This window comes from uncultured Phocaeicola sp. (assembly GCF_948499155.1).
In the GTDB taxonomy this organism is placed as follows: Bacteria; Bacteroidota; Bacteroidia; order Bacteroidales; family Bacteroidaceae; genus Phocaeicola; species Phocaeicola faecalis.
On the sequence record NZ_CAOOSE010000019.1, the window covers coordinates 1 to 14,432 of the forward strand.

Below are 14,432 nucleotides of genomic sequence, written 5' to 3' on the forward strand. Positions count from 1 at the left end.
GGAGAATATGAAGACACATTACTATATTGCGGGCGCGCATGTACGCGCATGAAGGAGGAGGGGAAAAATCGAACCGGTTACAAAAGTCCGCGGCAGGTACAGGGTGCAATCCCGGTTCCCGGACTTTCCCATCAATGGCTTGTCATACGATGGCTGAACCCACTAAAGCCGGCTGTGTTTTTTCACCTTACAAACGGAAAACCGGTCTCTTCCTTCCTCCTTTCATTAGTCGTTGAAACGCCCTGCCGGTGGGGGTTCCGGTAGTGAAGGGGCATCCCCTCACCGCCCCTTCAGCCTCCTTTCATTCGTAAAAAAAGGAATACAATGCCTTTGAACTTTTTCGATAACGATTTCATTTACGCTAGGTGGGTCAAAACGTGGATAATGCTGTCGTTTCATTCGTAGGGGCGAGGTTCGCTCGACCGAAAACAGTTTGCTTTGTGTATCCGGGCAGGCAAACCCTGCCCCTACAGCTGACGATGGGATAGCCCGGTTTAGTTTGGACACACTCCCGATAGCTTAAAGTGAAATATTCTCAGACAGACACATACGTACGCATAAGACCACACGTATATATGTCATTGTGGCAGGCTCCGTCCCGTATCCGGATTGGATTCATTTGTCCCCCTCTTGACAAACGCTTTCTTATATTCCCAAAATTGCACTTACACCATAGTTAACATTATCCAAAATTTCGATTATCTATTCAATCAAAATAACTTTTTCGTAAAAAACACAGATTAAGTTATTATATATCGCATAATTATACTAACTTTGTCGATTCAACTAGAGCAAACTGACGACTACTGCAATTTATTTTTTCTTAAATAATAATAATCCATGCAGTATTATCGCTTCTTGAGCATTATAATAAATGAATATAATACGTAACTAAACTAATTAATAAAGACACATGGAAACTAAATCTATTGGAAAAGTTGTATTTGGAGTTATTTCTGTTACATTAGCATTCTTCACGCTGAGTTTGGGCATATTTCATTATATGCAACATTCTTCTGCAGAAAGATTCAATAATACAATGATTGTGTATAAAAAGTAAATGGAAAAAGACAAGGCAGATATTCTCTTCATTCTTGAGAAAATACAAAAGAGGAGAATATCAGCTTTTCTTTTGATAAAACAAAATTTATCCTTTTTGGTTATATAGAAAAATATATAATCAGAATATGAATACAAATGAATTTGCTCAAACTTTACTGACTTGGATTAAAACTCTTCTTTTATGGATAGGGATTCCACATTCTATATTAAATAAGTTGGATGAAATTATCTTTCTTATTTTTATTATTATCATAGCTTTTGCAATCGGAACAGCTATACATTACATTACTTTGCATTTCACGCGTAGAATACTGAAATACAAGCAGATAGGAATACTCAGTTCACTGATAGAATACAATGCATTGAGAAAAATATCAGCCATCATTCCACCCCTTATCATAGCTTCGTTACTACCGTTTGCTTTCGACTATCACTCCACTTGGTTTATTGTGAGTGAAAAAATTACGTGGATTTATTTCTTCATTGCTTTACTCTTCTCAGTCAATGCTATCCTGAACTCAGTCGGCGATGTGCTAATGGCCAAAGAGCAATTACAAAATAAGCCAATGAAAGGATTCATACAAATCTTTCAAGTTATTTTTTCTTGCATTGCCGTTATTGTAATTATTTCTATTCTGATAAATAAGTCACCTCTTAATTTGATTACGGGATTAGGAGCATTTGCAGCCGTGCTTATGTTAATTTTTAAAGACACCATTTTAGGATTTGTAGCCGGTGTATTACTCTCCGAAAATGATATGATTCACATTGGTGACTGGATTGAAATGCCTCAAAATAACGTTAACGGTATTGTTACGGACATCACTCTGAATATTGTAAAAGTTCAGAACTTTGATAATACCATTGTTACTATCCCCCCCTACTCATTAGTTTCAGGTTCTTTCATCAACTGGCGTGGTATGACTGAGTCTGGTGGACGACGTATTATGCGCGAATATACTTTGAAATTGGACTATATAAAACCATGCACACCAGAGTTTTTAGAAAAAATGAAAGGATTTGATGTAGAACTATCACAATTCATCACCCTCAAGCAGAAACAGGCAGCTGAAGGAAAGGTAATAAACACAGAAAATCCAGACGGTTTAGTAAATGGTACCATAGATACAAATGTAGGGCTACTTCGAGCTTATATGGCCATGTATCTTAGACGACACCCTTTCATTAGTAATAATTTGCTACTCATGGTACGTACACTAGCTCCAACTGAAAACGGACTTCCAATACAGATTTATTGTTTCTCCGCCAATAAGAATTGGACTAGTTATGAATCTATCCAAGCCGAAATCATGGAACATTTTGTATCTGTATTACCTGAATTTGAATTGTATCCATTCCAGAACCCTACCGCCAGAGACTATATCATCAGTAGTCTGATAGAAGCAGGAAAGGATTTGTCCACTATAGACGCCATCCCTTGGCATTCTATTCAATCTAAAGAAAAATAAAGAAAATATCAATATCCCTTCCCCCAAAAAGGCGAGAGATAAACAAATAAAAAAGGCTGTCTTTAGGAATGAAGGCAGCCTCTTTATATTTTTATAGTAGACGCTTCTACTTCAGATGCAACTACTTATCGCAAGCCGATGCAATCTTCAACCTTTAATCTAATACTATGAAAAACACATTATAATAACGCACAGAGAAACAGAAATGTTCACAACGAATGAAATAAAAATATGTTAATATGAAAATAATTGCTAAAAAGAAAAATGCATTTACAATACATTTATTTATAGTATATTGATATTTTGCAAAAAACATTCTATTCCATTTCTTATATACGACAAAGGCATACAAATAAATGATTATAATAGTTTTCTCTCAATAAAAAGTAAGCATTCGGCCTAGTCCGTTTTTCGTTCCAGATTACAATAAAATTAAACGGCAGCCAATCGGAATAGCCGTATTTCTCTTCTCCTTCTTTATCCTATACTCTAATTAACACCTCCTACATCCATCGTTTGGGATTCACCTTATTTTCCCTGTAACATTCCATCAGTGAAAAAATATTGCCGCTGCATGCGCTGCCTCGTGTGACACGGAGAAAAGTGTGTTTTTCCTGTTTAAATAGAGCATTCCACCGGATTATTGACTTATACTAGAAAATACTAATATGAAACACATAATAGACTAAGTTAAAATTCTTATGAAAGGACAAAGGTAGGAAGAAAAAGAATTGAGAGAAACATAGACCAGGCTGAATGCTTACTAATGAAAACTTTCAATACCTTCATGTTTTTTCTCTAAAAATAAACTTTATTCTTAAGCTAATTAATTATATTAAGAATGGAATTGATATAATATTTGTACACTAAACGCCAAATAAACGAATATGATAAGCTATTTCAAATAAAGCAAGAAAGATACTACAAAGGGGAGTATCCTCAAAAACAAAGGAAGAAAACGTACTTTAAAAGAAATATAGCGTAAAATAAAAATTTAATTGAGTATTTTTATGGAAAGTCAGAATCTTTTCCTATATTTGCAAATGCTTCCCGCAAGCGTGCGGCTCATCATATCAAAAAAGGACTCTGGCTTAGGCTAGGGTCTTTTGATTTTATACTTCCCACTAATATCAGAAAAGAGGTCAGTAGCAATTTAGGAACTGCAGTAAAGATATGGGACATGTAGCTGTCATTCCCATAATATTGTTCAAATACCTTTTGCTGAAGACCATGCATCCGGTTTCCACCAGGAATCTTGTGGCTCGTTCCTATACGGATATGTCATACAAATATTTTCCGGGTCTCAATCCAGATTGCCCCCTTCCCTTGTGAAAAAGATGCAGGCAATGTCCGCTCAGAGAAGCATGCGACAAGCAAGAGGCAAATAATAGACTTTTTGAAAGAAAATTGAGGATTCCTATCGCGTATATCCTTCATAAAAGAATAAAACCACAAAGAAAAAAAGTCTTTGGTTAATGAAACTTCTTTCTCTGTGATTTTTTGATTGAAACGGAGAGGGAGCCTAAAAATGAGGTATTTTTCAGCGCCATCGTTTTCGGGCATCCTCTTTTTATACAATTGTAAGGCAGGACATTATCCTTTAATATGCGTAAAACATGACTTTATATCTCTGTCAAATGTCACAGAACAGCCTCCTTTATATCTTCAACAATTTGACTCACGGTCAATCTGTTATTCTGCATTAATTCTTTTACATCATAACGATCGACAAATTCTTTTTGCAATCCATAGTTTAGTACTTTCATGTCGGAACTACCATAATACCGAGCAAGTTTCTCTCCGAAACCACCATCCAATATTCCGTCTTCCAAAGTAATGACCAGCTGATGATTGTCCTCTAATAGATTCAGCATTTCATAATCAATCCCTGTAATATATCTTGGGTTAATAAGGGTCGCTTCGATACCAGTTTCTACTTTCAGATTTTCCACAATCTGTTTACCTAATAAATAAAAAGCCCCTAAAGCAACAACAGCCACAGTATTCCCTTGCCGAGTTATTTTATAATGATTAAGGTTACTGTAATCTTTATCAGGGACCTCGCCACTTTGTACTACGTCACCCCCCGGCACACGAATGGCTACCGGATACTTCGTTTGATGAATACCCCACTCCAACATCGCAAAATATTCTTCTTTACAGGTCGGTGCCAAATATACAATATTCGGGATATTACTTATAAGAGGAATATCAAAGATTCCCAAATGAGTTACATCATTCATACCTGCTACTGTTCCCATAAATACAGAAATCACAGCCGAATTACCATTAATACACAAGTCTTGTGACAGCTGGTCGTAACAGCGTTGAATAAAAGTACTATAAACACCATATACCGGCCGACCACCTCCTGCAGCAATTCCCGAAGCAAGTGCCACTGCATGTTCCTCAGCAATTCCCACATCAATAAATTGCCTACCTGCTTCTTGCCTCATTTCGGGAGTAAAACCAATAACAGAAGGCGTACCTGATGTGATAGCAACTATAGTCGGGTCCTTTTTCATTTGTTCTAATAAAAATTTGCCTGTCAACTCACAATAATCTTCTACATTACTGAAGTCCATTTTGGGTTTTCCTGTAGTCAAATCAAAAGGCATACCCCAATGAAATTTTTCACGGTCAGCTTCTGCCAAAGCATAACCTTTTCCTTTTTGAGTATGGATATGCACCACTGTAGGATGAGAAGTATTCTTCACTTTATTAAAAGTCTTGATTAATGCCGGAATATAATTTCCATCTTCTATATAAAAATATTCCAGTCCGAGAGAACGAAAAAAATTACAGGAAGCAGTACCGTTACTGCTTCTCAGTTCTTGCAAATTACGATATAACCCACCATGATTTTCGGCAATAGACATATCGTTGTCATTTACGATAATAATTAAATTAGTTCTCATTTCACCGGCATTGCTTAGTCCTTCATAGGCTTCGCCACCACTCAGAGACCCGTCACCAATAACGGCAATAACATTCCCATTTTCCCCTTTCAAGTCTCTAGCTTTAGCAAGACCACATGCAAGACTTACAGACGTAGAAGTATGACCAACAGTAAAAAAGTCATGTTCACTTTCTTGAGGGTTAGTGTAACCCGAAACTGCATCATAGTCATTAGGATTAAGGAAAGCTTCTTTACGTCCTGTCAATATTTTATGAGTATAACTTTGATGGGATACATCGTATACTATTTTGTCTTTGGGCGAATCAAAGACATAATGTAAGGCAATGGTAGCTTCAACCATACCTAAATTAGGACCAATGTGACCACCATGTGCACTTAGTTTGACAAGCAGTACGCCACGAATTTCATCAGCCAGCTGGTTGAGCTGCTTTTCAGATAATCCTTTAATGTCCTGAGGAGAATTTACTTTTTCTAAATACATAATTTCATTATTTGAATTTATATTATTCTTTTTGATGCCGCAAAGATAAAACCATAATAATAGAGAATTAGTAGATAAATCACTGATATTATAACCCCAATTACTGATGAACATCTTAAAAAGAGACAAAAAGATATCTTCTATAAATTGATGTTAATTGTGTTCCCATAACGTGAACTTTAACTTTATATGCACTGTTGTTTTATAATAAATTAATAAACCTCATTAACTATATGAATCTGATTATAGCCATAGTTCCCATATTATTACTGATTATACTAATGGCATTTTTTAAAATGTCAGGTGAAAAAAGCAGTATTATATCTTTGGTGGTCACCATGCTGATTGCCTTTTTCGGGTTTCATTTTCCTTTGGATGATTTATTATCCTCCTTTCTTTATGGCGCGTTGAAAGCCGTCTCACCCATTTTGATTATTATCCTGATGGCCATATTCAGTTATAATGTTTTGCTTAAAACGGAGAAAATGGAGATTATTAAACAGCAATTTTCTTCTATCTCGACAGATAAAAGCATTCAGGTGTTATTGCTTACATGGGGCTTCGGAGGATTGCTAGAGGCTATGGCCGGATTTGGAACAGCCGTAGCTATTCCTGCTGCCATTCTGATTAGTTTAGGATTTAAACCAATTTTTTCGGCAACAGTCAGTCTGATTGCCAACAGTGTTGCCACAGCTTTCGGTGCTATTGGTACACCAGTGCTTGTACTTGCCAAAGAAACAAGCCTGAATGTACAAACATTAAGCACAAATGTTGTCCTCCAACTTTCAGTCTTGATGTTTTTAATTCCATTAATATTACTCTTCCTTACAGACCCTAAATTAAAATCACTACCTAAAAACGTATTATTAGCACTATTGGTAGGCAGTGTTTCTTTGGGAAGCCAATATATAGCAGCACGTTATATGGGGGCCGAATCTCCTGCTATCATTGGAAGTATATTATCCATTATTGTTATTGTTTTATATGGCAAATTGACAGCAACAAAAGAAGAAAGGAATCGAGAAAACACTTTAAAAAGCAAAGATATATTCAAAGCCTGGAGCATTTACCTCCTTATTCTTTTATTGATAATTGTGACAAGCCCATTATTTCCAGGACTGCGAAATACGTTAGAGAATAATTGGGTAACGCGCATCAGCCTTCCCATCAATACATCGACGGTAAATTATACAATCTCGTGGCTGACTCATGCAGGTATTTTACTCTTTGTGGGTACATTCGCAGGTGGTCTTATTCAAGGAGCAACTGTCAAGGAACTGTTTGTTGTGCTTTGGAAAACGGTCAAACAATTAGAAAAAACATTTATCACAGTGATTTGTCTAGTAGGACTCTCCACCGTCATGGATACCGCCGGTATGATATCTGTGATAGCCACTGCACTTGCTACCGCCACCGGAAAGCTTTATCCGCTTTTTGCACCCGTAATCGGTTGCTTGGGCACATTCATTACAGGTAGTGACACCTCTTCCAATATCCTATTCGGCAAATTACAAGCTAGTGTTGCAGGCCATATTCAGGTAAGCCCCGATTGGTTATCAGCAGCAAATACCGTAGGAGCAACAGGAGGGAAAATTATTTCTCCTCAGAGCATTGCAATTGCGACTTCTGCAGGAAATCAACAAGGAAAAGAAGGGGAAATCTTAAAAGCGGCAATCCCCTATGCATTGGTGTATGTGTGTATAACAGGTATCATTGTCTATCTTTTCAGCTGAAAATGTTGAAAAACCGTAAAAAATAAGCAGGTTAAAGCATATTCTAACAAAAAAGGATTTAATTTGAATCTGATTTAATAATTAATAAATAAATAGTAAGATGAACGATTTAGTTGCAAAAATCAAGGAATTAAGTAATGCATTCTTTACAGATGCTGAATTGCAGGCAGAAAAAGGTAATAAAGCAGCAGGCACACGTGCACGCAAAGCTTCTTTAGAACTGGAAAAATTACTGAAAGAATTTAGAAAAGCTTCTTTGGAAGATTCTAAAAAGTAATTTCTTGATTATTTGAGAACAAAGAAAGGAGATGTGTCAAAACTCCCCTTTTATTGAAATCACCCTCGCTACAACACCTGTGGCGAGGGTAACTTTTATTACGCAATTCATTGTCCCCTATTCTTTATCGTCTTCATGTTTTGAAGAATTAATCTTTTTTTCTTTGATACTTATTCGTTTTTGCCTTATGGAATAATCGGATTTTTTGTATTTTTGTTTTTTGCTTATAACCCAGAGAAAAATATCCATGAAGAAAATGCGTTTATTGCTTATTTGTGCAAGTATATTGATAACCACAGGAAGTTTCTTCTCGTGTGGAGATGAGAAAGGTGTATCTTTATACCTTCAAGCTGACTCGCTAAATCAGGTGGCTTACAAATTGCGTTACAAAGATTTAGAAACTTCTTGTAAAGCCGCCCATGAAGCATATCGTTTTTCTTTGGGAAACTCTTCTTTGCGTGCCGAAGCACTAAACAACATGGGATTTTGTGCCTTTATTCACATGGATTTTGAAACGGCAGAAAAATTCTTTCAACAGGTTTACGAAACCACGACCAATGAACTTGAGTGCCTGATAGCCGATATTGGTATGATGAAAATTTGTCAGCGTACGGCCATGAACAAAGAATTTTATGATTACCGCAACAGTGCTTTACGTCGTATGAAGCGTATTAATGATGACCGTTCTGCCATCACCGAGCCCATGATATTAGAACGTTTGAACTATGCACATTCGGAGTTTTCAATTGCATCAGCCATTTACTATTATTATCTACAGCAAGAGCAACAATCTTTAGAAGCTATAAATGAAATTAAAGTCGACGAAGGATTGGAGCGCGATACGGCACAACTTCTCTACTATTATTACATGAAAGGCTCAGGAGGTATGTATGAAGCACCTACACAGGAAGAAGTTGTATTGGGTGAATTTAATTATTTAGTAGATTGCTTGCGTATCAGTCACGATTTAGGGTATGTATACTTTGAAGCTAATGCTTCGCAAGCAATGGCGGAATTACTGAAAGAGAAGAAAAATTATGATTTGTTGATGGCACGCCGCCCCAGTGTGATGAGAGGTATTAATACAGAAGATTTACCATGGGAAGAATTGGTGATGTCTTTTGCCGGAAACGCCCTACAGCTATTTAAGACATACGGAGATTTATATCAGATATCGGGAACTTATCGTACTCTGGCTTCTTGTTGCAATGAGCAAGGAAGATATGAGGAAGCATTAAATTATCTATCCGAGGCGTTAGGATATGTAAACCGCCACCATGAAAAATTCTATCATTGTACGGATACGACAGACCGCCTTCGCCCCTATGTTCCGATGGCATCCACTTCCATCGAACTTCAATGGATTAATGATGGCGGTATCAAAACTGTTCCCGAATGGATTGCCCGTTTTCGTGAACAACTCAGTGTAACTTATGCCGCTCTGGGAATGAAACCAGAATCTGATTATAACAGAAATATTTACCTTGACATACTTGATTATACACGTCAAGACAAAGAACTGGAAAGCCGCTATGTTGCATTAGAAAAAGAATCCGAGCAATTAACCGGCTTATTGGCTGTTGTCATTATCGGAATTATAGTATTGATTGTATTATTCTGGATACTAAACAAACGCTGGAAAGTTCGCAATACTTTATATATTGCCAAGTTGAAACACACTCTCGATATTTGTAGAAAGATTACGGCTTCCGTGCCTTCGGATGCAAATGAAGTGGATGATGTCATAAGGGCCATGCACACTGCAATAGGCAAAGATATCCTGCAATTGATAGGAGCCTCACAATTACAGATTATCGTTTACGAAAGCGACATGGAACAGCCGATGCGATATGACGGCATTTGTACCCGGTTTATTCTAAGTGTTCCCAGCAAAGAGCAACCGTTAGGAGAAATAAACTTATATTCTTCACAGAAAATGAAAAAGGACGACAAGGATTTGATGAGAGTTATAATTCCTTATATATCATGGACATTAGAAAACGGACTGGCTTTCATTTCATTGGGTGATGAACGCAAGCGGCTGGAAAAAGAACAATATATACACGAACAACATTTGGCGGAAAACAAACGGCAGAATCTGGTAAAAAAGGCATGCCTCTTCATTGTTACGGGTATTATGCCTTATATCGACCGTATTATAAATGAGACACATAAACTTACAGCGAACAACTATATTGACAATGAAGATATTAAGAATAGTAAATATCGCTATATAGACGAATTGATAACCCGCATCAACGAGTATAACGACATCCTTGCCTTATGGATAAAAATGAAGCAGGGAACGCTGAGCTTAAGTATTGAAAATTTTGAATTAAATGATTTATTTAAGGTCTTAGTTAAAGGAAGAAAGACCTTCGAGATGAAGCAACAAACATTGACGGTCATACCAACTGAGGCCGTAGTTAAAGCAGATAAGGCACTGACACTCTTTATGATTAACACCTTAACGGAAAATGCCCGTAAGTATACCCAACAAGGAGGGATAATTTCCGTATATGCAGAAGAGACAGAAAATTACATAGAAATATCGATTCAAGATAATGGTTCGGGGCTTTCTGTAGAAGACAAAGAACGAATACTGAGTGAAAAAGTATATGATTCCGGGAAAATTGGTTTACAAAATGCAGAAAATGCGACAGAACTTCAAAAGAACAAAGGCCATGGATTCGGATTGATGAATTGCAAAGGCATTATCGATAAATATAGAAAAACGAACGATATCTTTCGAATATGTACATTTAATATTGAAAGTGAACTGGGTAAAGGCAGTCGCTTTTATTTTCGTCTCCCTAAAGGGGTACGGAAAATGCTGATGCTAATTCTTATATCTACCCTATCGCTATTGACCGGTTGTGGAGAAAAACATTTGGAACGTCAGGAAGCAATGACGCCGGAGGATTCCATCCAACGCTATGACAGATGGTTGACGGCAGCAAATGAATATGCTTATGACGTATATAATTGCAATATCGAAGGACTTTACCAACAAGCCTTATCATATGCCGACAGTGCTTTATTTTGCCTGAATGCCCACTATAAACAATACTCCCATCAAACAACACCTTTATTGAGATTAGAAGGCGAAGGAACTGCAGCCGAACTGGAGTGGTTCAACAATCATTTTGACACGGATTATTATACCCTGCTAGACGTACGTAATGAATCGGCTGTGGCATTTTTGGCATTGGGCCATTTGGATGCTTATCGATACAACAACAATGCATATACAGCTCTTTATAAACAGATTAGTGAAGACACTTCTCTTGAGGAATATTGCCGGCAAATGCAACTGTCGGCAAATAATAAGATTGTCGCTATCATTCTTTGTATCGTCATATTGATGTTATTGCTGATAGGTTATTATTTGCTCTATTTTCGCCATCGTTTGATGTATAGATATAATTTGGAGCAAGTTCTTGAGATAAACAAGCAGGCGTTTACAGGGTCATTATTGACCGGACAGACCGACAAAGACATTGCAGAATGTTTAGTCAACGCCATGTTTGAAGGAATGGATGAATTGATTGCCATTGATATACTCGGCATAGCCGTTTATAGTGAAGACAGTCATAATTTGAAATACGGTTTTTCTTTATCAGATGAAGAAAACGAAGATATGCGCGAACTTATGGCACGTTGTTTTGAAACGCAGACGATATATTGGACGGAGAAAAATCGCATTAAATGCCTCCCTTTGTGGGTGGAAACCGGAGGAGAGAATCGTTGTACCGGTGTGCTGGCCTTAAAATGTTCATTTGACAGCGAGCGCGAAGATGACCGTTTAATGGTAGAGTTGGTAGCCGGATATGTCGCTATAATCGCTTATAATGCGGTAGTACTGATGGCACAAAAATATCGTGATATAGAGACAGCTCAAGACGATGCTCGTCGGGCTATCCGCGAAGAGAATCAGCTTCATGTACAAAATTTAGTTTTGGACAACTGTTTGTCCACCATCAAGCATGAAACTATTTATTATCCCAATAAAATAAAACAGATTATTGACAAACTAAACAATGAACCGGTTCATGAAAACGAGAGAAAACAGATAGAAACCATAAACGAACTAATCAGCTATTATAAAGATATTTTCATGATATTAAGTTCCTGTGCTGCCCGTCAATTAGAGGAAATAACTTTCAAGCGAGGCATTGTAAAGGCTCAGGATTTAGCTGATTATGCAAAACGTTACATGAAACGTGCAGGAAAGCGACTTCTTTATAAAGTGGAGCTAAAAATAGAAGTGGAAAATGTTTCAATGCTTGGAGATATGATTCAATTAAAATATATGCTTGAAAATTTAATAGATGAAGCTTTGTCTTATGAAGTTGACGGAAGTCTATACCTACATATATATAAGGATAAAGACTTTGTCAGGTTCGACTTTATAGACCAGCGTCGCGATAAGACTCAAGAAGAACTGAATCAACTATTCTATCCACATTTATCACGAATGAAACGTGGTAGCGAAGGAGTGCTGACAGGTACGGAATATTTAATATGCAAACAGGTAATCCGTGACCATGACGAGTTTGCAGGCCGGCGTGGTTGCCGTATTAATGCCCAGCCGGTAAGCAATGGAGGTTTTATGGTATGGTTTACTATTCCCGCAAAATAACAATAATGAAATATAATAAATCAAGACAATATGGAAAGCAAGAAATTTAAAGTTATAATTGTTGAAGACGTTAAGTTAGAACTAAAAGGTACTGAAGAGATATTCAGACACGAAATTCCTAATGCCGAGGTGATTGGTACAGCTATGACTGAAAATGAATTTTGGGAACTTCTTAAAGTACATACTCCTGATATGGTATTACTCGATTTAGGACTGGGGGGATCCACTACCATAGGAGTAGATATATGTTCTTCTTTGCGGAAGAATCACCCTGAAATAAAAGTACTTATATTCACCGGTGAGGTATTAAATGAAAAGCTTTGGGTAGATGTTTTGAATGCTGGTGCAGATGGCATTATTCTCAAAACAGGCGAGCTTCTGACAGCGACCGATGTGCAAGCCGTAATGGATGGTAAGAAATTTGTATTTAATTACCCCATACTTGAAAAAATAATAGAACGCTTCAAACAGTCTGTCGCGCAAGAGCAACGTCGTCAGGAAGCTATCATCAATTATGATATTGATGAATATGACGAACGTCTTCTTCGTCATTTAGCACTAGGGTATACCAAAGAAATGATTACGAATCTAAAAGGTATGCCTTTCGGTGTAAAATCAATAGAAAAGCGCCAAAACGAACTTATTAATCGCTTGTTTACTCTTGATGAGCGAAGTGGTGTCAACGCGTGCCGTCTCGTAACACGTGCTTTAGAGTTACGTATCATTGATATTGATAATTTAGAGCCGGATGAAGAATAATTACTATTTTCCCCATGTAGCTACATTATTCTTTTTATTGACAGTAATAGTGGCATTGGTCTCATGGATAGGCAGTATTTATGGACTTGGTACTGTGCAAAGCCTGCTTAGTCCGGAAGGTATCCGTTGGGAACTTAGACATATTACAGGTAATTATGTTAAAACTCCTGCCTTGGGAATTGTAATGATTTTATTCTTCGGTCTTGGAGTAGCATATTATAGTGGCATGGCTAATGCCATTGGCAGGATTTTGAAGAGAGGAAAGCAGTTGACGCGAAAAGAAAAGCGTGCCTTACTGTTTTCTGCTTGTATTTTGTTTATCTATTCGTTGATAATCATCATGACTACTTTTGCTCCTTGGACTATATTGCGAAGCATTACCGGTTCCATAGAGAATTCACCTTTTCAACAAGGCATATATTATCTTATTTCATTCGGGATAGGTTTATCAGGAGTAGTTTTTGGCTATACTTCCGGGCGCTTTCGTAATGACAGAGATATAATTCGAGGAATGACTTTCTTGTTTATTCGCTTTGCCGATTACTTTGTTATTTTGTTTTTTATTGTTCAGTTCTTCTCTTCGTTGCTATATACTAATTTGACTGAATGGATTGGAATAGACTCAAACATAGTGGTTTACGCCTATCATATTTGTTGTTTTATTCCTTTTATCGGGATGTTAAATAGAAAAAAGTGAGTTATGAGAGAAAAAAAACTCTGATATTTTTGGAACTTTTGATAAAAGCTATTACCTTTGCACCCGCAAACAAGGCTGGTTCCGTAGCTCAGCTGGATAGAGCAACGCCCTTCTAAGGCGTGGGTCCTGCGTTCGAATCGCAGCGGAATCACAAAGAAGAACCGCAATGCTTTTAATATCAAGCAATTGCGGTTTTCTATTTTTTATACCAATCACGCAAAGGTACATCAGCATCAGCGTGCTTTTTGGCGTAATTTCTTATAGCTACAAATGATATTATTCTCATAACGCATTATTTTTTCAGCCATTTATCACGCCTTTCTCTGCACGCTTCTAAGGTAGGCGCACAACAGGCGAATAATTCACCGCCCTAATCCAGCACAAAGGAGACT

9 protein-coding genes, 1 tRNA gene and 3 pseudogenes are annotated in these 14,432 nt (G+C 37.3%); 9 read left to right on the forward strand and 4 right to left on the reverse strand.

The annotated features are described in order from the left end of the window. A partial coding sequence (locus tag QYT14_RS12970; protein WP_289714099.1) for a hypothetical protein occupies positions 1-264 on the forward strand: 264 nt, incomplete at its 5' end. A gap of 923 nt (positions 265-1,187) precedes the next feature. Beyond that, a complete protein-coding gene (locus tag QYT14_RS12975) occupies positions 1,188-2,531 on the forward strand; it encodes a mechanosensitive ion channel domain-containing protein (RefSeq protein WP_288325819.1) in 1,344 nt (447 codons plus the stop codon). Positions 2,532-3,016: 485 nt separating this feature from the next. On the opposite strand, the pseudogene QYT14_RS12980 reads toward QYT14_RS12975, so the two are convergent. Then, a pseudogene (locus tag QYT14_RS12980) lies at positions 3,017-3,176 on the reverse strand (IS66 family transposase); the annotation flags it as partial. Positions 3,177-3,704: 528 nt separating this feature from the next. Between QYT14_RS12980 and QYT14_RS18890 the strand changes: the two are divergent. Beyond that, on the forward strand, positions 3,705-3,863 hold the full coding sequence (locus tag QYT14_RS18890; protein WP_353886573.1) for a transposase: 159 nt from the start codon (positions 3,705-3,707) through the stop codon (positions 3,861-3,863). A 308-nt stretch (positions 3,864-4,171) separates the two neighbouring features. On the opposite strand, the gene QYT14_RS12985 is transcribed toward QYT14_RS18890, so the two are convergent. Continuing rightward, positions 4,172-5,932: a 1-deoxy-D-xylulose-5-phosphate synthase gene (locus QYT14_RS12985; protein WP_288325820.1), complete on the reverse strand. Its 1,761-nt coding sequence runs from the start codon at positions 5,930-5,932 to the stop codon at positions 4,172-4,174. Between the two features lie 233 nt (positions 5,933-6,165). Here QYT14_RS12985 and QYT14_RS12990 point away from each other — a divergent pair, with 233 nt between their 5' ends. From QYT14_RS12990 to QYT14_RS13015, 6 genes are all read left to right on the forward strand, one after another. Continuing rightward, on the forward strand, positions 6,166-7,665 hold the full coding sequence (locus tag QYT14_RS12990; RefSeq protein ID WP_288325818.1) for an L-lactate permease: 1,500 nt from the start codon (positions 6,166-6,168) through the stop codon (positions 7,663-7,665). Between the two features lie 100 nt (positions 7,666-7,765). After that, on the forward strand, positions 7,766-7,942 hold the full coding sequence (locus QYT14_RS12995) for a histone H1 (RefSeq protein ID WP_237038440.1): 177 nt from the start codon (positions 7,766-7,768) through the stop codon (positions 7,940-7,942). A 247-nt stretch (positions 7,943-8,189) separates the two neighbouring features. Then, positions 8,190-12,584, forward strand: a complete 4,395-nt coding sequence (locus tag QYT14_RS13000) for a DUF5113 domain-containing protein (RefSeq protein ID WP_288325817.1) — start codon at positions 8,190-8,192, stop codon at positions 12,582-12,584. Positions 12,585-12,614: 30 nt separating this feature from the next. Then, a complete protein-coding gene (locus QYT14_RS13005) occupies positions 12,615-13,343 on the forward strand; it encodes a DUF5932 domain-containing protein (protein ID WP_237038442.1) in 729 nt (242 codons plus the stop codon). Further along, complete coding sequence (locus tag QYT14_RS13010; RefSeq protein ID WP_237038443.1) at positions 13,333-14,040, forward strand: AbgT family transporter; 708 nt, start codon at positions 13,333-13,335, stop codon at positions 14,038-14,040. Before QYT14_RS13005 ends, QYT14_RS13010 begins: the two co-directional genes overlap by 11 nt. 77 nt (positions 14,041-14,117) lie before the next feature. Next, positions 14,118-14,191: transfer RNA gene (locus QYT14_RS13015), tRNA-Arg, on the forward strand. A gap of 48 nt (positions 14,192-14,239) precedes the next feature. Here QYT14_RS13015 and QYT14_RS18895 read toward each other — a convergent pair. Beyond that, positions 14,240-14,326: pseudogene (locus QYT14_RS18895) on the reverse strand (type II toxin-antitoxin system HigB family toxin); the annotation flags it as partial. Between the two features lie 6 nt (positions 14,327-14,332). Next, a pseudogene (locus QYT14_RS13020) lies at positions 14,333-14,407 on the reverse strand (DUF3873 family protein); the annotation flags it as partial. Positions 14,408-14,432 lie beyond the last annotated feature (25 nt).